General features: G+C 49.7%; 18 protein-coding genes. 13 read left to right on the top strand and 5 right to left on the bottom strand.

Going from position 1 to position 20,429, the window contains the following annotated elements; all coding sequences use genetic code 11:
- Positions 1 to 142 precede the first annotated feature (142 nt).
- Positions 143 to 2,239: a chondroitinase-B domain-containing protein gene (locus HHL17_RS32445; RefSeq protein WP_169228945.1), complete on the top strand. Its 2,097-nt coding sequence runs from the start codon at positions 143 to 145 to the stop codon at positions 2,237 to 2,239.
- A gap of 285 nt (positions 2,240 to 2,524) precedes the next feature.
- On the opposite strand, the gene HHL17_RS32440 is transcribed toward HHL17_RS32445, so the two are convergent.
- The 3 genes from HHL17_RS32440 to HHL17_RS32430 form a co-directional block, all read right to left on the bottom strand.
- Complete coding sequence (locus tag HHL17_RS32440; RefSeq protein WP_169228944.1) at positions 2,525 to 3,703, bottom strand: AGE family epimerase/isomerase; 1,179 nt, start codon at positions 3,701 to 3,703, stop codon at positions 2,525 to 2,527.
- Positions 3,703 to 5,082, bottom strand: a complete 1,380-nt coding sequence (locus HHL17_RS32435; protein WP_169228943.1) for an MFS transporter — start codon at positions 5,080 to 5,082, stop codon at positions 3,703 to 3,705. Before HHL17_RS32435 ends, HHL17_RS32440 begins: the two co-directional genes overlap by 1 nt.
- Positions 5,083 to 5,184: 102 nt before the next feature.
- Positions 5,185 to 6,123, bottom strand: a complete 939-nt coding sequence (locus tag HHL17_RS32430; protein WP_169228942.1) for a YihY/virulence factor BrkB family protein — start codon at positions 6,121 to 6,123, stop codon at positions 5,185 to 5,187.
- 81 nt (positions 6,124 to 6,204) lie between these two features.
- On the opposite strand from HHL17_RS32430, the gene HHL17_RS32425 reads away from it, so the two are divergent.
- The 3 genes from HHL17_RS32425 to HHL17_RS32415 all read left to right on the top strand — a co-directional run bounded on the left by HHL17_RS32425 (position 6,205) and on the right by HHL17_RS32415 (position 8,764).
- Positions 6,205 to 7,251: an SGNH/GDSL hydrolase family protein gene (locus HHL17_RS32425; protein ID WP_169228941.1), complete on the top strand. Its 1,047-nt coding sequence runs from the start codon at positions 6,205 to 6,207 to the stop codon at positions 7,249 to 7,251.
- Complete coding sequence (locus HHL17_RS33890; protein WP_169228940.1) at positions 7,248 to 8,069, top strand: helix-turn-helix domain-containing protein; 822 nt, start codon at positions 7,248 to 7,250, stop codon at positions 8,067 to 8,069. Before HHL17_RS32425 ends, HHL17_RS33890 begins: the two co-directional genes overlap by 4 nt.
- A gap of 152 nt (positions 8,070 to 8,221) precedes the next feature.
- A complete protein-coding gene (locus HHL17_RS32415) occupies positions 8,222 to 8,764 on the top strand; it encodes a dihydrofolate reductase family protein (RefSeq protein WP_169228939.1) in 543 nt (180 codons plus the stop codon).
- On the opposite strand, the gene HHL17_RS32410 is transcribed toward HHL17_RS32415, so the two are convergent.
- Both HHL17_RS32410 and HHL17_RS32405 read right to left on the bottom strand, forming a co-directional pair.
- The gene (locus HHL17_RS32410; protein WP_169228938.1) at positions 8,757 to 9,674 is read right to left on the bottom strand and encodes a helix-turn-helix domain-containing protein; all 918 of its coding nucleotides are present in this window, start codon (positions 9,672 to 9,674) and stop codon (positions 8,757 to 8,759) included. The two genes, HHL17_RS32415 and HHL17_RS32410, sit on opposite strands and share 8 nt — an antisense overlap.
- Positions 9,675 to 9,732: 58 nt before the next feature.
- On the bottom strand, positions 9,733 to 10,680 hold the full coding sequence (locus tag HHL17_RS32405; protein ID WP_206156242.1) for an alpha/beta hydrolase: 948 nt from the start codon (positions 10,678 to 10,680) through the stop codon (positions 9,733 to 9,735).
- A gap of 214 nt (positions 10,681 to 10,894) precedes the next feature.
- On the opposite strand from HHL17_RS32405, the gene HHL17_RS32400 reads away from it, so the two are divergent.
- From HHL17_RS32400 to HHL17_RS32360, 9 genes are all read left to right on the top strand, one after another.
- Entirely contained in the window at positions 10,895 to 11,608 is a 714-nt protein-coding gene (locus tag HHL17_RS32400) for an alpha/beta hydrolase (protein WP_169228937.1), read from the top strand.
- A 199-nt stretch (positions 11,609 to 11,807) separates the two neighbouring features.
- The gene (locus HHL17_RS32395; protein ID WP_169228936.1) at positions 11,808 to 12,440 is read left to right on the top strand and encodes a hydrolase; all 633 of its coding nucleotides are present in this window, start codon (positions 11,808 to 11,810) and stop codon (positions 12,438 to 12,440) included.
- A gap of 25 nt (positions 12,441 to 12,465) precedes the next feature.
- Complete coding sequence (locus tag HHL17_RS32390; RefSeq protein ID WP_240976019.1) at positions 12,466 to 13,857, top strand: alginate export family protein; 1,392 nt, start codon at positions 12,466 to 12,468, stop codon at positions 13,855 to 13,857.
- 20 nt (positions 13,858 to 13,877) lie between these two features.
- Entirely contained in the window at positions 13,878 to 14,627 is a 750-nt protein-coding gene (locus HHL17_RS32385; protein ID WP_240976018.1) for a M17 family peptidase N-terminal domain-containing protein, read from the top strand.
- A 10-nt stretch (positions 14,628 to 14,637) separates the two neighbouring features.
- Positions 14,638 to 16,521 (top strand): amidohydrolase, encoded by a 1,884-nt coding sequence (locus HHL17_RS32380; RefSeq protein WP_169228935.1) that lies wholly within the window; start codon positions 14,638 to 14,640, stop codon positions 16,519 to 16,521.
- A gap of 9 nt (positions 16,522 to 16,530) precedes the next feature.
- Positions 16,531 to 16,962, top strand: coding sequence for a DoxX family protein (locus HHL17_RS32375; protein ID WP_169228934.1), 432 nt, complete (start codon positions 16,531 to 16,533; stop codon positions 16,960 to 16,962).
- An 11-nt stretch (positions 16,963 to 16,973) separates the two neighbouring features.
- Entirely contained in the window at positions 16,974 to 17,447 is a 474-nt protein-coding gene (locus tag HHL17_RS32370) for a Dps family protein (RefSeq protein ID WP_169228933.1), read from the top strand.
- Between the two features lie 26 nt (positions 17,448 to 17,473).
- The gene (locus HHL17_RS32365) at positions 17,474 to 18,166 is read left to right on the top strand and encodes a YoaK family protein (protein WP_169228932.1); all 693 of its coding nucleotides are present in this window, start codon (positions 17,474 to 17,476) and stop codon (positions 18,164 to 18,166) included.
- Positions 18,167 to 18,169: 3 nt separating this feature from the next.
- Positions 18,170 to 20,428 (top strand): tetratricopeptide repeat-containing sensor histidine kinase, encoded by a 2,259-nt coding sequence (locus tag HHL17_RS32360; RefSeq protein ID WP_169228931.1) that lies wholly within the window; start codon positions 18,170 to 18,172, stop codon positions 20,426 to 20,428.
- The last annotated feature ends 1 nt before the right edge of the window (position 20,429 follow it).

Here is a 20,429-nt window from a genome sequence, read left to right as displayed (position 1 = left end):
CAGTTTTTTTTATTCAGAGTTTTTTTCCTTTCTTGCAATGCAAACGATTGCATAAATGAAGACCGTTAGTTATCCTGAAAGACCTTTAGCCCGGCTTTACTCAACCCAGTCACCTCCTATAACCACCCTTTAAACATTCCACATGAGAAAAAAATTACTCTTCCTGCTTGTACTATGCTGGCTGACAGTCATGCAGGCATCCACCGCCCAAACCACGGTGACATCCCTGTCGGCATTGCAAACAGCCATCAACAACGCCAATCCCGGAGATGTGATCATCGTGGCCAACGGCACCTACACCGCTTCGGCTGATATCTCCATCACCAAACAAGGAACGGCGGCCCAGCCCATCACCATCAAAGCGCAATCAGTGGCAGGTGTTACCATCGCCGGCACCGGCGGATTCAACGTCGCCAGTCCGGCCCAATACATCATCATCCAGGGGTTTAAATTCACCCATAGCGCCAGCAAGGCTAAAACAGGCAGCGGCACTTCTTTCTGCCGCTTTACCCGCAACATCTTCGAAACACCGGGTGACGGAGAAAACCTGACCATCGCCGGCAAAAATCATGAAGTAGATTATAACACCTTCCAGCATAAAAATGCGATGGGCCGCTTCCTGGCCATCCGCGGCACCGGCAGCCAGATCGCTGAAAGCCTGTGGATACACCACAACTACTTCCTCGACCAGCAACCACAGACCGGCAACGGCATTGAAACATTTCAATTTGGCCTGAGCGGCTACAGCATGTCTTCCAGCAACAGCATCGTGGAATACAACCTCTTTGAACAATGCGCCGGTGAAAATGAAATGATCTCCGTGAAAGCATCGGCTGTAACGCTGCGGTACAATACCATCCGCGATTGCCCCGCCCAATTCACTTTAAGGCATGGCAATAAATGTAAAGTGTATGGCAACTATTTCATCAACACACCAGGCATCCGCATCTTCGGTGATGACCACGTGATCTATAGCAATCACTTCGAAAACTGCAATCCCGCTATCAACATCGGCAATGGCGACGGCGAAGTGGCCGACGGCGCACCACTCACCTGCCACGACCGCCCCGACCGTGTATTGGTAGCCTTCAACACACTTGTCAATAATACCAGCAACATCACACAGTCCGGCCGTACCAATGGCTTGGGTGCTACCTACACCAACGTAGCCTACAACATCATCCAGGGCGGCAGCAATGCAGCCTCTATCGCTGGTCCATATACCAATCCCACCTGGAAAGGCAATATCATCTATAACACCAGTGCCGGCGCCATCCCCAGCGGTGGTTATGTGACCGCCAACCCACTGGTTGCCCGTGACACTACCGGCACTTTCCACCTGCAATCCGGCAGCCCGGCCATCGGCGCAGCTACCGCTGCTTATCCGGACGTGAAATTCGATATGGATGGCCAGCCCCGTACCTCCCCGCTGGATGCCGGCGCCGACCAGGTGTCCACCGATCCTGTTACCGCCGTTATCCTCCAGCCTTCCATGGTGGGCTACAACGCCAACTCCACCCCTCCCGTTACACAGCTGGTAGACATTACCGACAACGGTGGCGTGATTACCGGTCAATACCCGAACACCACCAAACCTTCAGAAGACATCCCCAGCCTGATAGATAACAATACCGCTACCAAATACTTCCGCAGTGGCAGAACAGCGCTGTGGGTGCAGTATAAGTCAACCGCGCCCGCTAAAGTGACCAAGTACACGCTGACTTCCGCCAACGACGTGCCCGCACGCGATCCTAAAAACTGGACACTGCAAGGCTCCAATGACACCATCACCTGGGCCACCATCGACAGCCGCTCCAATGAAACCTTCGCTACACGTGGACTGACAAAGGCATACACCTGCACCAACACTACCGCCTACCGCTACTACCGCCTCAATATCACCTCCAATAACGGTGACACAGGTACGCAGCTGGCAGAATGGGAACTGTTTGAACAACAGACCAGCATGATGGCCACCACCGCGAAGGAAGTGCCGGTCAACGTGTATCCTAACCCCACCACAGGGCCTTTCAAAGTGAAACTGACTGATAAAAAGAATAAATCATACCGCCTTATTGTGCTCGACGCCAAAGGACACCAGGTAGCAGCTACCGTGCTGCCTGCCGATGCCACTACGCTTGAGGCAAACTTTAATCTCACCGCCATGCCGGGAGGCATGTATTTCATACAGGTGAGCGACGGGGTATTTCAAACTACACGGAGCGTATTTAAATATTGATATCTGGAAATGAATCGTGCACCCATCATCCGGGTCCCAGGGCTAAAGCCCTGGGCTACGATGTTGTTCAGGTATCTCATCTGGCTTTAATACCGAAGTTTCTGGTTAAACCTGGCTGGATAAAGATCCTAGCCCGGGTAACGATGTTGATGAAGTAACCCTTCTCACTTTAATACCGGATCTTTTTGATTAACGAATCTGAACAACATCGTAGCCCAGGGCTTTAGCCCTGGGTTTATGGGTTTCGGGATTTATATTATAAACGCCGGATGATTTCCATAAATATTATAAACGTTTCATAATCTCCATACAGGCCCGTGCATTATGATACGGGCATTTCCACAGTCCGGCTTTATCTTCTTCCATGATGGAGCCGTCTTCCCGAATCCCCCAGTACCATTCGCCGTTCATTTTGTCCAGCAGATGTGTTTCTGTAAACTTCCAGCAGTCATAGGCCCTTTGCAGGAACCGGCCTGCAGGCTGCAGCTGCCAGGCATTTACAAATCCCACGATGGCTTCCGCCTGCGGCCACCAGTGTTTTTCTGTTACGGTGTGCTGCGTAGACGGCTCATATTCATACCATAACCCGCCATCGCGGGCAAGTCCTTCTTCCGTTGCCAGAGCCATTTTCAGCGCCATTGCTTCAAAGTCATAGATCAGATCCGGATCGTTAATAACATGTGCTGCTTCCAACAACAGCCAGCTGGCTTCTATATCGTGACCATAAGACACCAGCTGTCCTTTTACCTTCCATTGTTCGTTAAAGAATAAATGCAGATGCCCGCTTTTACGATCAATGATCCGGTCACGGAAAAGCTGTAGTAATTCCTGGATATGCTTTCTCAGCGTCCTGTCCGGCCATATGCCATAGAGACTGGCATAAGCTTCCAACACATGCAGGTGTGTGTTCATGGTCTTTTTCTCATTGGCGTCCTTTTCACTGAGACGCTGATCTGACAATGGTTTCCAGTCATGCGTAAACGCTTCGAAATAACCGCCGTGCTGTGGGTCATAAGCATACTGTTGCAAATCTTTATACAACCGGATTGCCACATTCATCGCTGCCAGTTGTTTCGTAGCCCGGTAATATTCGCTGTAGGCGTAGATCGCAAAGGCGATGGCATACACCTGCTTTTTTGTCTCCAGTGGACGACCTACATGATCTACTGTCCAGAATACGCCACCATGCTCATTATCCAGCAGGTGTTCCCTGAACCAGTTTTCCGCGCGGTGTGCCATGGGCAGTAATGATGTATCATTCAAAAAGTTAGCAGCCGCCGAGAAGGTCCACAGGATGCGGGCATTCAGCACGGCTCCTTTAGGAGCCAGCGCATCAACGTTATTGTGATTGCCTACCTTCCCGTAAAATCCGCCATGCTGTTCGTCCGGCAGAAACTTCATCCAGTAGTGCAGAATACGATGTAATTCGGTTTGTAATTCCTGTTTTAATACTTGCTGTATCATCAGTTGAGTTGTTGTTTGCGGACAGCCAGTTCTTTGCTGATAAGGGCCGTACGGTTTTCCGACAAGGGATATAAAATGATAAAAAGAATAGACAATAAGGAACCCGTTGCCGGCAACCAGCTTAACATCAGCACGATCCCTTGCTGGGTGGCATGTTCCTGCATACTGTTGGCCTGAAAGCCGAAATAGCCAAGCAGCCAGCCGGTAAGCGCTCCGCCGAGCGTCCAGCCAAACTTCTGCGACATAGAAGAAGAGGAAAAGATAAGGCCTGTTGCCCTACGGCCATTCCGCCATTCGGAATAATCAGCAATATCGGCGTACATCGACCATAACAGCGGAAAAACGATCCCCGCGCACACACTGATGATCAGCTGAAACACATAGATAAGCACCAGCTGCTCTTTCTGCAGCCAGTAAAACGCGATGCTGCCTACAGAAGCGATCACCATCGCCAAAAGATAGGTGTTCTTTTTCCCGATACGGTTACCTACCGGTGACGCCAGTACGACGCCCAATATATTAGCCCCCTGGCCTATCAGCAGGTAAAGCGTGGAATACGTCACTTTGGTATTGCCCAGCTGGAAAGCAGCGTCCTGCTGAATGAAATATTTAAAGTAATACAGGGTGGCGCCATCGCGGATAGAATTGAAAATGAGCGCCGCCACGCCGGCGCCGAGCAATATCCACCAGGGCCGGTTTTGCCAGAGGTCGCGGAGATCATCTTTCAGCGAGGCCGATTGCACAAAGGCTGGTCGTACCCTTTCTTTCACCCATGCAAAACATAACAGGAACAGCTGTACGCAAATCAGGGCAATCACTGCCACGCCCAGCTGCCAGCCGCGCTGCGGGTTCTCATTTTCGCTGAAGATACTTACCAGCGGCTCTATCAGCGCTACCGCCAGCAGACTGCCGCCAAAGGCAAACGCCATGCGGAAAGAGGCCAGCGTATTCCTCTCCCGGCCATCCGGTGTAATAACGCCCAGCAATGATGCGTAAGGCACATTGATCAGCGAATAGATCATCATCATGGCCGAATAGGTGATATAAGCGTAAATGAGTTTACCGGAAGCGCTGTACGCAGGCGTCGTAAAAGTGAGCACCCCGATAACACCGAAGGGTATCGCCATGTACAACAGGTAGGGGCGGAACTTACCCCAGCGGGAGGAGGTGCGGTCAGCCATGGCCCCCACCACCGGATCAAAAAGCGTGTCCCAGATACGGGTAACCAGGAACATGGTACCCGCAGCAGCCGCTGTGATTCCCATCACATCGGTATAAAAAAACAACAGGTACATGCCGAACAGCTTCCAGAACATAGAGGAAGCCATATCGCCAAAACCATAACCGATTTTTTCCTTGAGCGTAATTTGGTTGTCCATAACGTGGGTATAAAGCTGGCAGTTACTATCAGGCAAAACTATTCCCACAAATTACATTTTCTGTAATACTTATTTATCTGATTACGGTAATTTGTTATCCGGTTATACGGACGGTTTGTCTTCAGCGGTTTTCAGCTCATAGTGCGCCGCATGCTGGGAGGTGCGGATAGGCATGCCGATATGTGTTGACCAGGCGTCTGTAAAGGCGGCCCCGAAATAGAAGATAATAGAAGAATAAAACATAAACAGCAGCAACAGCACCGTAGATGCCGATGCGCCATACAACGTATTGATACTGCTGTAGGTGAGCAGCACTTTTAATACGATTTTCCCGATACTGAAAAGAATGCCGGTCACCAGTGCGCCTACCATCCCGGGTTTCAGACGTGGCCGCCCATCGGGGATAAAATAAAAAACGAGATAAAACCAGATGGTGACGATCAGCACCGACAGTACGTAGTTAAGGGTGCTGTTATAATAAGACGCCAATGCAGGCAGGTAAATGCTGATGTATTTTCCCAGGAAAGCCTGGGCTGCTTCCGCGACTACATCTATCAGGAACAGCAGTCCCGCGAAGAAAATCACCAATACCCCTCTCAGCCGCGACAGCATAATCCGGCTGAAGCTCGCCCGGTGAACGGCCTTTATCTTCCACAGTTCATTAATAGAACCTTTGATGATCTTAAACAGGGTGGTGGCTACAAACAGCAGGAAAAGAAATCCCACAATGCCAATCAGCCAGTTTTGTGCGATGCTCCGGAAAGCCCGTAAGGTTTGTACAATCGCCTCGGCTGTTTCAATGCCAAACAGCGCTTCCATCTGCTGGGACAACCGACGTCCCGGATGCTCCATCCGGAAAATAAGGCGCAGCAACTGTATCAGGATCACGAGGATGGCCGGTAAAGCAAACGTGGTGAAAAAGGCAGTTGCCCCTGCCAGCCGCAACGGATCATTAGCCTGCAAAGACTGATAGGCATCTTTAAAGGACAATAGCAGGAGGCGCCAGTAAGGCTGCCTTTTTGTTGTTGTAATATCACCCATGTTTGAAAATTCGGCCGGTAATGCTAAATTTACGGTGTAACCGCAACCGCAAATATAAAGCATCCCCTAAACTTAGCGCCCGTGTATAAAATCCTTGTCCTGTTCCTGAGCTGCCTGCTGTGGCAAAACAGTCACGCTGATACCTTCTACCCTGCTGACAACGGCTATTTCCAGTATGTTGGGCGCATCGACTTCTCCGCTCCTGCCACGCCCCGTTTCTGGGCTCCCGGCGTATATGTGACGGCCCGCTTCAGAGGCCCGCGCTGCGAGATTGTGCTGAACGATGAAATGTTGTACGGCACCAATCATAACTATGTGTCCATTGTCATCGATAACAAGGCGCCTATCCATAAACAGCTGCTGGGCAAAAGTGATACGATCCGCCTGCATCAGGGATTAAACGATGGACCGCATACCATCGTCATCTGTAAAAACACGGAAGCCGGTATCGGTTATTTAGAATTCGCCGGCCTGCGTTGCCAGGAGCTTCTGCCACTACCGGTATCGCCTGTACGAAAAATTGAATTCATCGGTAATTCCATCACCTGTGGCTCCGGTAGTGATCAGTCTTCCATACCGTGCGGACAGGGCCAATGGTATGATCAGCACAATGCCTGGAAAAGTTACGGTCCGCTGACAGCCCGCAAGCTCAATGCCCAATGGCAGCTCAGCTCTGTTTCCGGCATCGGGCTGATCCAAAGTTGCTGTGGCATGCCGCATACGATGCCACAGGTATTTGATAAAGTCAATATGCACCGCGATTCCATTCCATGGGACTTTGCCAACTACCAGCCCGACCTGGTGGCGGTCACCCTGGGTGAAAATGATGGCCCGCAAGATTCCACCCGTTTCTGTCAGGCTTATGTGACGTTTCTGAAGCGGCTGAGGACATACTATCCGGCAGCCAGCATTGTATGTATCGACAGCCCCATGGCAGATCCGGCTTTTTCACCGATATTGCAACGGTACATCACCGCTGTGGTAGCTGCTATGCAGGACAAAAAGGTGAGCAGGTATTTTTACAGCAGAAAATACCAAAGCGGTTGCGGCGGCCATCCCGACCTGGCCCAACATCAGCTGATGGCCAACGAGCTGACCGCCTACATCAAAAAACTGAAACACTGGTGACAAATGCAACGGTACTAAAGCCTTGTGCGGAACTGAATGAAGCGATTGATTACTACTGGTACCACGAATCTCAGGACCTGCAACAATCAACCTTCAATATCCCTTTTCTGCACCAGGAACTGGTGATCAATCTTGGTGGAGATTTCACGATGACACCACCCGGCGAGGAGGCATATGCCTACGACCGTGGCGGAGGCGTGTCCGGTATTCTCTCCGGCCCCGTAGTGACCAGGGTGTCCGGCCATTACAAAGCGATCGGTATTCTGTTCAAGCCTTTCGGGTTATACAGGTTGTTTGGTCTTTCGGCTGCCATGCTGCATGATGGACCGTTGCCCGGCTACCGGCTGTGGGGGCCTTATACCGACCAGCTGATAGCACAGCTGGAGCATGAACCCTTACCGGCAGAAAAACTGAAAACGCTGGAACGTTTTCTGCTGGCGCAGGCGCGTCCCCTTCCCGTACCAACGGCCGTCACCGATGTCAGCAACCATACGAGTCTCTCCCGCGGTCACATTCGGTCGTTGCAACAAGCGGAACAGGTGTCTCCCAAAAAATACATACAACAATTTCAACAAGTGGTAGGCAGTACGCCTAAAAGATATATTCAGCTACAGCTGATTAATGCCTCGCTGGCGCAGATAGCGCATAACCCTGATCTGCCGCTCACCGATGTGGCTTATGACAACGGCTTCTACGATCAGGCGCATTTTATCCGGGTGTTTAAATCCTTTGCCGGCATAACGCCGCTGCAATATAAGAAAGCGGTGCAGGCGGGGCGCGTGCAGGTTTCGTTTCCTAATGCTATTCATCATACATAAAGAGGCCGCGGGAATGCCAGAGGGCAAAGGTCTGGTCTGACATGCCGCAGGCTTTCAATAAGCCGGCGAAATCTACTTCGAAAGATCGGAAAATTTTATACAATTTTCCCTGCCGGCATTGTTACATTTTTGCAGCAAGAAAGATAAAAACTATGCGCAAAGTGAAACTGTACATCGCCATCAGCCTGGATGGCTACATTGCCGACAACAACGGACAAATTGAATGGTTGACCGGATTTCCGAATCCCGAAAAAACAGACTACGGCTTTGCGGATTTCCTCCCCACCACCGACACCACCCTGCTTGGTTACAAAACATATGAACATATCCTGCAACTGGCAGAGACTTATCCACATCCTGATCATACCAACTATGTGTTCACCCGTAGCGAAAGACCAGCTGCACCGCATGTTACGTTCGTACATGGTGAAGATATTCCCGGTTTTGTACAACAACTGAAAAGCCAACCGGGAAAAGACATCTGGCTCATTGGCGGTGGAGAACTAAATGCAGCTATGCTGGAACATGATCTGATTGACGAAATAACCCTGCATATCATGCCGGTAGCTTTAGGCAAAGGCAGATCCCTGTTTTCGGGGAAGGCATTCGAAAAACGGTTCAAGGTAGAACGGACAAAGGTATATGCTAGTGGCGTCATTGAATCGGTGATGAGCATGATGGCTACTTTCAGTTAAATGCCTGCCTGTATTCCAGCGGAGATAGTTTTGTTTTGCTTTTAAATAGTTTATTAAAAGACTGTGGGTGTCCAAACCCAACATTATAAGCTATCTCCGCAACGGACAGCTTGCTGGTAGACAACATCTCTTTGGCCTTCTCCACCACTTTACGATGTATATGCTGTTGTGCGCTTTGTCCTGTCAGGGACCGGAGCATATCACTTAGATAATGAGATGAAACATGTAGTTGCCCTGCCAGGTACTGCACTGTAGGCAGTCCCTGCATCAAGGCTGTTTCAGTGTTGAAATAATCGTCCAGCAGTTTTTCGAGTGCTGTCAACAGATCATGGTTGATGATTTTCCGGGTCACGAACTGCCGCTTGTAAAATCTGTTGCTGTAATGAAGCAACAGGTCTATCTGCGCGATAATTACATCCTGCGTAGTATCGTCAATCCGCTCATTTAATTCATCTTCAATAATACCGAAGACAGACAGGACAGTCTTCTTTTCTTTATCTGACAGGTGCAGCGCTTCATTGGTGGCATAGGTAAAGAAGTGGTATTTTTTTATAGCGCCTGCCAGCGGATACCCCTGCAGGAAATCGGGATGTACAAACAGGTTGAAGCCTTCATATTCATCGGCGTCAGTTGGCGCGGTGAGCAGTTGCCCCGGCGCTACAAATACCATCCCTCCTTCGTCAAAATCGTAATAACTTTGTCCATATTTCACTTTTCCATGAAGATTTCCCATATAAGAGATCTTATAAAAATTCAGGAAAAGTGATTGCGGAAATTCTTCCCGGAGGAGATGAACATCACAGTTACGCACCAGGCTCACCATGGGATGCAACGGTTTAGGCAGCCCCAGTAGCCGGTGTAATTCTGAAATCGTGTTTATCTGATGAGGAGCGGATTCCATCTGCGTCATATTTAAAGTTACAATATTTGCCAGTCTCCTGTATAACAAGGAGACTGGCGAAACGGCGTTACAGTTTTGAGTTAAAAAAGTGTTCCAGTTTATTAACCGCTGGCATCACTGCTTCTTTTTGATGGTAAAGATCTTTATGAGAGGCGCCGTCAATAATAAAGAGCTCTTTAGGCTCTTTTGCAACAGAGAATGCTTCCTGCGCCATCCATAATGTGTCTGCCTCAGCACCTGCTATGATCAATAGCGGCCGCGGTGCGATCATATCCGCAATACGAAAAGCATCAAAGCCCGCAATACGTTCAACACTACTCCAGACAAAAGCCTTGGCAGAACGTGGATGTTGCCCCAGACTGGTGCAATAATATTTCCATCCTTCATAAGCATACCGTCCCTGTGCTTTTGCCTGTTCTTCCGTTTCCGGGAAAAGCGGGAAAGTACCTACCTCATTGCCGGCGGCCACGGCGCGCCTGTCCTGCGCGGCGAGGTCCAGCATCTTTTGTATCACCTCCGGGCTTTGTTTTCCGTCGGCTCCATTTCTGAACATCCGTCCGATATCCACGCCGCTGACAGTTGCCACGGCCTTGATCCGGTGATCGGTTGCAGCCGCCATGATACCGTAGCCTCCCGATGCGCAGATACCCAATACGCCTGTTCTGCCGGCATCCGCTTCAGGCAGCGTACTGATGAATGAAACAGCTGATTTAATATCCTCTATTCGCTGGGAAGGGTTTTCAAGACCCCGGGGAAGCCCTTCGCTTTCACCCTGAAAGGCGGCGTCAAAGGCCAGGGTAACGAAGCCACGCTCTGCCAGCAGCCGGGCATACAGGCCTGCAGCCTGTTCTTTTACGCCTGAGCCGGGGTGGCTTACCACGATCGCCGGGCGGGGAGCTGTGTACACCGTTGCAGGGAGATAAAGGTTGCCCGCTATCTTTATACCATCTGATGTAAAGGAAACTTTCTTCGTCACTATGCTGTTAGAAGAGATCGTCTGATTTGTTGTGTTCATGTGATCTTATTTTGTTTTGTGAGACAAAATTCGGCTGCAGCCCGCTGCCGGATGTAGCCCGACTACCGAACATTGTAGCCAAAATGAAGCGAAGGCTCTTAAAAAGGGAAATAATTACAACACACCGGGCAATCCACTCATAAACGCGCTCCATTTTCTGCCGCACCTTTGTATTGTTAACAACGAAACAAAAAACTTCAAAAAATCTAATAACATGAAAAATCAAACAAACCTCCCCGCAGTAAAAAACATCGTTTTAGTACATGGTGCATTCGCAGATGGCTCCGGCTACAAAGGTGTATATGAAGCCCTTACCCAACAAGGTTACCAGGTGACTGTTGTACAAAATCCCCTGACTTCTTTAAAAGACGATGTGACTGCTACCCATCTGGCACTGGATGCACAGGATGGCCCGGCCATTCTCGCCGGCCACTCATGGGGAGGCGCTGTTATCACCGAGGCCGGCAATCACCCTAAGGTAGCCGGACTGGTATACATCGCAGCGTTCCAGCCGGATAACAATGAATCTGCTTTGCAGTGGTTCCAGACAGCACCGCCAGCCCCTGAAAACGGTGTACTGCCTCCGGATGAAAAAGGCATCGTGTATTATGACAAAGCTAAATACCATGCTGGTTTCTGTGCAGACCTGAGCCAGGAAGAAGCAGCGTTCATGTATGCATCACAGGGTGCGTTTTATGGTGAATGTTTCCTTTCTCCTATCTCCGCGGCTGCCTGGAGAAACAAACCCACCTTCGGCATCGTGGCCACGGAAGACAAAAGCATCAACCCCGATATACAACGGAATATGTACACACGCTCCAATACACAAATCACCGAAATCAAAGGCAGTCACGCGGTGTATGTGTCCCAGCCACAGAAAGTAGCGGCTGTTATTGCTGAAGCAGCACAGCAGGTGTCCGGCAACTGATTTATGCCCAAATGATATCACAAGCCCCATTTGCCTGCGACGGCAAATGGGGCTTTTTCTGTCAATGTTTTTTTCTTCTTTTCATAATTCTACGAAATACCGTAAAGACCCCATCTACCTAAAAACAAACAACTAATTATATATCAACGATTTACAAACAGGCATTTGAATTGACTCACTGGCGCAAACTATTTTACAAATGAAACCATCATCCAACTTACTGTCTCCCGACAATCATGCGCTGGTCCTGATCGATTTTGAAGGCCAAATGGGTTTTGCCACCAAAAGTATTGCCCTGAGCGAACTTCGGACCAACGCCGCCATCGTTGCGGGCGCTTCCAGGATCTTCCATGTGCCGACTGTAGTGACCACTGTAGCAGAACAATCTTTTTCCGGCCCTGTATTTCCTGAGATCGAAGAGTTTTATCCACAGGCAACTTCCGGTTACATCGACCGCACTTCCATGAACACCTGGGAAGATGAAGCTGCCTACAAAGCTATTGTTGGCAAAGGCAAAAAGAAACTGGTGTTGGCCGGTCTGTGGACAGGCGTATGCATCGTAGGCCCCGCCCTGTCAGCCCTCGAAGAAGGTTATGACGTATTTGTGATCACCGATGCCTGCGGCGATGTGAGTGCCGAAGCACACGAACGCTCCGTACAAAGAATGGTGCATGCCGGCGTAAAACCGATGACGGCCATTCAATACCTGCTGGAACTGCAGCGTGACTGGGCCCGCCAGGAAACCTATAAGCCTGTTACTGATCTGATGAAAAAATACGGCGGCGCTTATGGTATCGGTATCCATTATGCTCACCACATGCTGCAACACTAATCCATCAGTTTTAAACCTATTCCAATTGCCTTCAAAACGCCTTTCCCGTTTCGTTCGTTTAGCCGTACTTGTTATTACATGTCTTACATCCGTTTCCAGGACAGCAGGGCAGAACTTTAAGCTGATGCGCTTCGATGAAGACTATTCGGGCCTGAAAGACTCTACCCGGAACTTCTACCGGAAAATAAAATACACCAGCTTATCCAAAGACGGTAACGCCTATGTTTCATTCGGCGGTGCGGCCAGAATGGAATACGTCGATTTTAACAACGAAGATTGGGGAAGGCTGGGCATTGGGTACAACAGCTTTCTGTTACAGCGTTATGACCTGCATGCAGACCTCCATCTGCATGAGCGGTTCAGGATTTTCGCACAGGTAAGAAGCGCCTGGGAAAGCGGCAGGAAAAATGGTCCCCGCGCTATTGATGAAGATAACCTGAACATACAAAACCTCTTCATCGATGCCGCTATCATCAAAAATAAAGCACAACAACTAACACTTCGCGCCGGCAGGCAGGAACTGGACTACGGCAGCGGCAGACTGATCTCTGTAAGAGAAGGCCCTAATCTCAGGTTATATTTCGATGGGGCCAAACTGATGTACAACACTGCCCGCTGGAGTATCGACGGATTTGTAATGATGGCCGATACCATCAATACAGGTGCTTTCGATAACAAATCCAGCAAAGCAGTAAACCTCTGGGGACTATACAGCAAAATCAACATTCCTGCCTTCCCCAATATCGATGTGTATTACATCGGCATTAAACGTGACCGTTCCTTATTTGAAGAAGGAGCCAACAAGGAATTGCGTCATACCGCAGGCACCCGGATATGGCGGTACGGCAGCGGCTTCATCTATAACCTTGAAGCGGCGTACCAGTTTGGTTCCTTTGGCAACGGTCGTATCAATGCCTGGACCGCATCCGTCGAGGCTGGCTACCTGTTTGAAAATATCCCCGGAAAACCTGCTATCAGTCTGCGTAATGACTATATCTCCGGAGACCGGAATAAAGGAGATGGCCATCTTCAGTCTTTTAATCCGCTTTATCCTAAAGGCGGGTACTTCGGGTTCAGCCCACAGATCGGTCCTGTAAACCTGATAGACTTACACCCCTATGCCACTGTCAATATCGGTAAGAAGATATTGGCACAGGCGGATGTAGTGCTCAACTGGCGATACTCGCTTCAGGATGGGATTTACCGGCCAAGCGGAGGGTTCAATTTATCCGGCGCCTCCTCTTCTGAAAGACATATCGGCACCGCTTATCTCGCCAGCTTCGTGTACAGTATGAACAAATTTATTTCACTCAACTGCGGCTTTCAATATTTCAAAACAGGTGCCTTTATCCGGGATGTGATCGCCACACCCAGAGATGGCCTGTTTATCAACACCAGAGTCAGTGTAAAATTCTAGCATGCAAAAAACGATAAACCATGAACAAAACATTCACTACCCACTGTCGCAGAACACTCATCATGATGGTAAGTGCCTCCTTTCTTTTTCTGCACGCCATTACACTTGTTGGCCAACATACTGACAGCACCAACAAAACAACGCCTGTTGGCACCGCAAAAGTCTGGGGTAAAATAGACGGTATGTCCATCATCGGATTGGTACAGGGCCCTTCCGCCGCTGTAGCCCCTTTGCAGGTAGCCTGCGTGTTTGAATACACAGAAGGAGACATCTTCAATCCTCCGGCATTACCAGCCGCGCTCAATGGAATGGTACACCTCGACCATGCACTCAAAGGGCAGATCACCGAATTAAGAAAGAGCGGAAAATTTGCAGGCCATTACCTGGAAACATTACTCATCACACCTCCTAAAGGCGCCATGAAAGCACCCCGACTGCTATTGATCGGTTTGGGTGATCGTCATCAATTCAATGCAGACATGATGATCAACATAGGTGCAGTAGCCCTTCGTGAAGCTACCCGCATTGGTGTGACCGGCTTCTCTTTTGCCAGCGATATCAAAGATGCAGGCATCGACTCTCCGACAGCATTGGTAGCCGGCAATGTCACCAGAGGCATCATCAATGCATGGCGTACACAACTCTACCTGCAAAAGCAACACCTCTCTCCGGCGAAACCGATGACCAAAGCCACCTTGCTGGCAGGACCCGCATTTTTTGAAACTGCCGGAGAAGGTATCAAAGAAGCTATTGCATCCTTTAACCATTAAAAATACCCGCATGAATAAAAAAGCTGATATCGTTCTCTATAACGGAAAGATACACACCATAGACCCTTCCAACACCCGGGCTACGGCTGTTGCCATCAGCGACGGCAAGTTCGTGGCGGTAGGCGACGACAACACCATCCTTCAGCAATATGGCGAGGAAGGGACGGTACAAATAGACCTTAAAGGGAAATGTGTTGTTCCCGGCCTCAATGATTCCCACATCCACCTCATTCGCGGAGGCCTGAATTATAATCTTGAATTAAGATGGGATGGTGTTCCTTCTCTCTCCGATGCTTTGGCCATGCTGAAAAAGCAGGTAGCCATCACCCCTTCTCCGCAGTGGGTAAGGGTTGTCGGCGGATGGACCGAACACCAGTTTGCGGAAAAAAGAATGCCCACACTGGAAGAAATCAACGCCATCGCACCGGATACGCCTGTTTTCATCATGCACCTGTATGACCGGGCGTTGCTGAACCGCGCCGCTCTTCGTGCTGTGGGATTCACCAAAGACACACCCGCTCCTCCCGGCGGCGTCATTGAAAAGAACAGCAAAGGAGAGCCTACAGGACTCATCCTCGCCAGTCCCAACGCCATGATCCTCTATTCCACACTGGCCAAAGGACCTAAGTTGTCTTATGAACATCAGGTCAATTCCACCCGTCACTTTATGAAGGAGCTGAACAGGTTTGGTATCACCAGTGTGATCGACGCCGGTGGCGGATTTCAGAATTTCCCCGACGACTACCAGGTGATCAGTGAACTGCATCAAAAACAACAACTCACGGTACGCATCGCCTATAATCTTTTTACACAAAGACCTAAACAGGAACTGGAAGATTTTAAAAACTGGACGAGCACTGTCAAACTTCATCAGGGGGACAACATGTACCGGCACAACGGCGCCGGTGAAATGCTGGTATTCTCTGCTGCTGATTTTGAGGATTTCCTGCAACCCCGGCCAGACCTGCCGGAGACCATGGAAGCAGAGCTGGAGAAGGTAGTACGCCACCTGGTGGAAAACCGCTGGCCATTCCGGTTACATGCCACTTACAATGAAAGCATCACCCGCTTCCTGGACGTATTTGAGAAAGTGAACAGGGACATTCCTTTCAACGGATTACACTGGATATTTGACCACGCGGAAACCATCGATGAACGGAACATCGACCGGGTAAAGGCCCTGGGCGGCGGTATTGCCGTGCAGAGCAGAATGGCTTTCCAGGGTGAATACTTTACCGATCGTTATGGTAAAGCAGCAGCGGCACACACACCGCCGGTAAAACGGATGCTGCAGGCAGGCGTGCCCGTAGGCGCAGGTACAGACGCCACCCGGGTGAGCAGCTACAATCCATGGGTAGCGCTCTACTGGCTCTCTGCCGGCAAAACTGTAGGCGGCCAGCAGTTATATGATGACAATACCAAATTAAGCAGGGAAACAGCGCTTGAATTATATACCAAAGGAAGTGCATGGTTCTCCAGCGAGCAGGATATCAAAGGGAGCATCAAAACCGGACAGCTGGCCGATTTGGCCGTGCTGGACGCCGATTATTTTGAAGTACAGGAAGAAGCGATCAAACATATCGAATCCATCCTGACTATCGTAGCCGGAAAAATTGTATATGGAAGCGATGAATTTTCTCATTTCTCTCCCGCACCTATTCCCGTTCTTCCCGACTGGTCGCCGGTTAGTCAGTTTGGTGGTTATTACTCCGCTACGAAAAGCAGCATCATAAAACCCAATCCTGCTGCCGCCGTAACCAGTCAGGTACATTGTTGTGCAGGCAGCTGCGATGTGCATGGCCATGATCACAACACGGCACGGCTTAGCAATATTCCCGTCAACAATTACACCGCATTCTGGGGTGTCTTCGGATGTTCCTGTTTTGCTTTCTAAATATTTTTTATGAACGAGATCATCAGTTATATACTGTATTCGGATGCCGGCAGTATGCTCAACAACTACGCATTGCTGGCCTTCCGCGTACTGCTCGCACTGGAGTTATTCCGTGTGCACGGCATGAAAAAATTCCGTTTGGAAAACGGGCAAAAGGAACATGTTCCCAACCCTTTACATCTGCCTGAAAAGCTGAACGGGCTGGTCGCCACCTTCGCCGATACGGTCGTGCCGTTCCTGATGGCATTGGGGCTTTTCACCCGGCTGGCCGTTCTCCCAACCATCAGCGTGACCGCCATCGGTTATTTTGTGGTACATCGTAAAGACAGTGCCGAAGTACGGGACGTTCCCTATATGTACACATTATCTCTTTTATTGTTGCTGGTACTGGGGCCTGGCCGCTATTCCATAGACGTACAATACTTATCTCACTTATTCTAAATTTTCAACACATGCAAGCCAATATCGGCATCAAACAGGAACACCTGGCCACCGTATCCCATTCGCTGGGCAAAATGCTGGCAGATGAATTTATACTGTATACCAAAACACGGAAAGCCCATTGGTGCGTAACAGGGCCCGACTTTCACAGCAAACACCTGTTCTTTGAAAGTCAATACCAGCAACTGGACGAGATCATCGACGGCATAGCAGAACGTATCCGTACACTGGGGCATTTTCCGCCGGCTACACTCAAAGAATTCCTGGCCCTTACCCATCTCACAGAAATGACGAGGGAGAAAAATGACAGCACCGGGTTTATCAAAGACCTCCTGCACGATCATGAAAGCATCCTTATCCATCTACGGGAAAACATCAATGGCTACGCCACCGCGCTGCACGATGCCGGCAGCAGTGATTATATCACAGGGCTGATGGAAACACACGAGAAAATGGCCTGGATGCTCAGGGCACATCTGGAATAAATTGTTCATCTAAACAGATAACCGGTATGACAGAACAACAACATAGTATTAACTGGGTCACCTTCCTGCTGGCATGGGTAGCAGGCTATTGTGATACCGCCACCTTTGTGTCCGGCGATTCCATTTTCTCCGCGCATGTTACCGGTAACTTCATCGTGTTTGCCGCGCAGGTATCCTCCGGTAGTACCAGCGCCACCGCCTGGATTAAACTGATCACTTTTCCCGTATTTGTGATAGCAGTCATGGCCGGGGGATGGCTGGCAGAAAAATCAGCAAAAAAATACCGCATTTTACTGGCAGAAGGCATAATTTTGACGGTTTGCGGAATAGCTGCTTTTTTCCTACCGATATTAACATCTCTGGAAGAAAAACCGGTAACCTATCTTATTGTCATGGTCACAGTATTGGGTATGGGCTTACAGAATGCCTTCGGGAAGCTCTTTGCCAAGGAGACCCATGGCCCTACCACCATGATGACGGGAAATGTCACACAAGCTGCGCTGGACCTGGGTAACGTTATCCGGAAAGGCAAGCTGGGCAATGAAATATCCGTGTCCAGCCTTAAAAAGCAAACTGTCACCATTGGCGGGTTTCTCGCCGGCTGTATCATCGGCGCTGTTGTTGCCCGGTGGATAGGGCTGAGCGCCATCATCCTGCCCGGTGTGGCCATCGTGATATGTTACCTGCAGGGAGAAATGTCCGCGCCAAAAGAAGGGTAACCTATGCTTCAATTCATGATCGACTCCCGGCGGCAGGTACTGCTACTCCTGTACCTGCTGATACCGGCATATATACTGGCACAGTCAGATACAGACACGAACAACGCCCGCGTGCTGCTCCGGGATGGTAAAGCCGATACGGCCACCATTGCCCGCATGCTACGCGTGGGCGAAGCTTTCCTCGATAAGCCCGAATCACGGGAAGAAGACATGAATATGGCTTTCCGGATGGCCGACCAGATGGAAGCCCTTAGCCGGCAAATCAATTATCCAAGGGGCCTTGGTCTGAGCAAATTGCTCAGGGCCAAGGCCTTCCGTGAATCCGGGCATGCCGACCAGGGAAGAGCGAGCAGTGAAAAAGCGCTGCAATTACTAACGCAATATGGTACTGTAAGGGAGAAAGCCCAGGCGGTTATTGAATTGGGTGGCACCTACTCCAATGAGCCTAAAGACCTTCCCCGTAAAATCGCATTGTACCAACAGGGAGCAGACATCTACCTGAAAAACGGAAATAAACTGTCTGCGGCTCAGCTAAAAGAGTTCATCGGAGACCTCATGCAGCTGAACAAAGACTATGACGGTGCTTTGCGCGTACTACAGGAAGCCTTGTCCATCTACAAAGAAAATGGTTACCAAAGATTACAGGGCCTGTACTCTGTGATCGGAGGAGCCTACCAAGGCACCAATAACTTTGTACAATCACTCCGTTACAACCTGTTGGCAGTGGAAACAGCAGAGAAACTCAACGAACAGGGGCCGTTGATGACCACCATCTACAACCGTGCCGGACTGAACTACTACGGCGTGCAATACTACGATCAGGCACTCGATTATTTTGATAAAGCACTTGCCCATGCAAGACATCTCCACGATACCGGCACCGTCAAAGCTTTATTGTTAAACATCTCTGATGCGCTGCGGAACCGGGGAGAATACAACAGAAGCCTGGATACTTTACGCTCAGTGGAAAGGCTGCACTCCGCCCCCCAGGCCCACGAAATAATACAAATTGAGATTGGCTACCTGAGAGATTATATCGCATTACGGGCATTGCCTAAAGCCACACCGCATTATGAGAAATTAAAAAAACTACTGGAGACCGGCAGCGAAATCCCGGTATTTACCCAGGCGATGCGGTTGGCGGTGATCTTCTATCTGCAGGAAACTGGCCATTTCCGCGATGCAGCCCAATATCTCAACGCATATCAACAACACGTAAAAGAGTTCCAAGGAGGCTTGGTACGACAGGCAGAAGCAGCATTGCTGGCTTTCCGTTCCGACTCCGCACTGGGTAATCTTTCCGGGGCCATAGCGCACTTTCAGCGCTATAAACAGTTATCCGATTCTGTTACCAGCATCAACCAAAGCAAACAACTCGATGTGCTCCGGCTACAATTCGAGACAGAAAGAAAAGACAAAGACATTGAACTGCTGACACAGAAAAGCACCTTACAGGAAGTCTCCTTACAAAAAGAGAAGGTATTCCGTAATGTAGTCATGGGTGGCATCTGCATGCTGCTGCTCATCCTCGCGCTGTTGTACAACAGGTACCGGCTGAAGAAAAAAACCACCTCCCGGCTGGAGAAACAGCAGGAAGCCATCAACGCACAGAATGAGCTGCTGAAAAAACTGGTAGATGAAAAAGAATGGCTGCTGAAAGAAATACATCACCGGGTGAAAAACAACCTCCAGATCATCATCAGCCTGTTGAACACACAGTCGCGGTACCTCGATAACGCCGATGCCATCGCTGCCATCAAGAACAGCCAACACCGTATGTATGCCATGTCGCTGATCCATCAACGGCTCTATCATACTGACAACCTCGGCGCTATCGATATGCAATGGTACATCAGGGAACTGACCGGGTTTATGGAGGAAAGTTTCGATACCGGTCCAAAGATCACTTTCTGCATCGACAGTGAAGTCATTCTACTGGACGTAGTGCAGGCCGTTCCGCTGGGACTGATCCTGAATGAAGCCGTGAGCAATGCCATCAAGTATGCTTTCCCCGGTGACCGTAATGGTGCTGTGGCCATAACATTCAAAAAAGACGGCACACAATACTGCCTGCTGACAATTACAGATGACGGTGCAGGGCTCCCGGACAACTTTATTCCTGAAGAATCACCATCGCTGGGCATGAGCCTCATGAGAGGACTGGCTGAACAACTGGAAGGTTCTTTTCAAATAAAAAGCAGCCCGGATGGTGTTTCCATACAAGTGCTCTTTTTAATAAGATCGATCAATCAGGTTAATTAAA

It is taken from the genome of Chitinophaga fulva (assembly GCF_012927205.1).
In the GTDB taxonomy this organism is placed as follows: Bacteria; Bacteroidota; Bacteroidia; order Chitinophagales; family Chitinophagaceae; genus Chitinophaga; species Chitinophaga fulva.
Note: the sequence above shows the minus strand (reverse complement) of the source record. Positions and strands in the feature narration are given on the sequence as shown.

Coding starts and splice junctions, on each gene's coding strand:
- HHL17_RS32380 (WP_169228935.1), top strand. CDS start 14,638: ATGAATAAAAAAGCTGATATCGTTCTCTATAACGGAAAGATACACACC.
- HHL17_RS32360 (WP_169228931.1), top strand. CDS start 18,170: ATGCTTCAATTCATGATCGACTCCCGGCGGCAGGTACTGCTACTCCTG.
- HHL17_RS32400 (WP_169228937.1), top strand. CDS start 10,895: ATGAAAAATCAAACAAACCTCCCCGCAGTAAAAAACATCGTTTTAGTA.
- HHL17_RS32440 (WP_169228944.1), bottom strand. CDS start 3,703: ATGATACAGCAAGTATTAAAACAGGAATTACAAACCGAATTACATCGT.
- HHL17_RS32410 (WP_169228938.1), bottom strand. CDS start 9,674: ATGACGCAGATGGAATCCGCTCCTCATCAGATAAACACGATTTCAGAA.
- HHL17_RS32445 (WP_169228945.1), top strand. CDS start 143: ATGAGAAAAAAATTACTCTTCCTGCTTGTACTATGCTGGCTGACAGTC.
- HHL17_RS32370 (WP_169228933.1), top strand. CDS start 16,974: ATGCAAGCCAATATCGGCATCAAACAGGAACACCTGGCCACCGTATCC.
- HHL17_RS32375 (WP_169228934.1), top strand. CDS start 16,531: ATGAACGAGATCATCAGTTATATACTGTATTCGGATGCCGGCAGTATG.
- HHL17_RS32385 (WP_240976018.1), top strand. CDS start 13,878: ATGAACAAAACATTCACTACCCACTGTCGCAGAACACTCATCATGATG.
- HHL17_RS32435 (WP_169228943.1), bottom strand. CDS start 5,082: ATGGACAACCAAATTACGCTCAAGGAAAAAATCGGTTATGGTTTTGGC.
- HHL17_RS32430 (WP_169228942.1), bottom strand. CDS start 6,123: ATGGGTGATATTACAACAACAAAAAGGCAGCCTTACTGGCGCCTCCTG.
- HHL17_RS32415 (WP_169228939.1), top strand. CDS start 8,222: ATGCGCAAAGTGAAACTGTACATCGCCATCAGCCTGGATGGCTACATT.
- HHL17_RS32395 (WP_169228936.1), top strand. CDS start 11,808: ATGAAACCATCATCCAACTTACTGTCTCCCGACAATCATGCGCTGGTC.
- HHL17_RS32405 (WP_206156242.1), bottom strand. CDS start 10,680: ATGAACACAACAAATCAGACGATCTCTTCTAACAGCATAGTGACGAAG.
- HHL17_RS32365 (WP_169228932.1), top strand. CDS start 17,474: ATGACAGAACAACAACATAGTATTAACTGGGTCACCTTCCTGCTGGCA.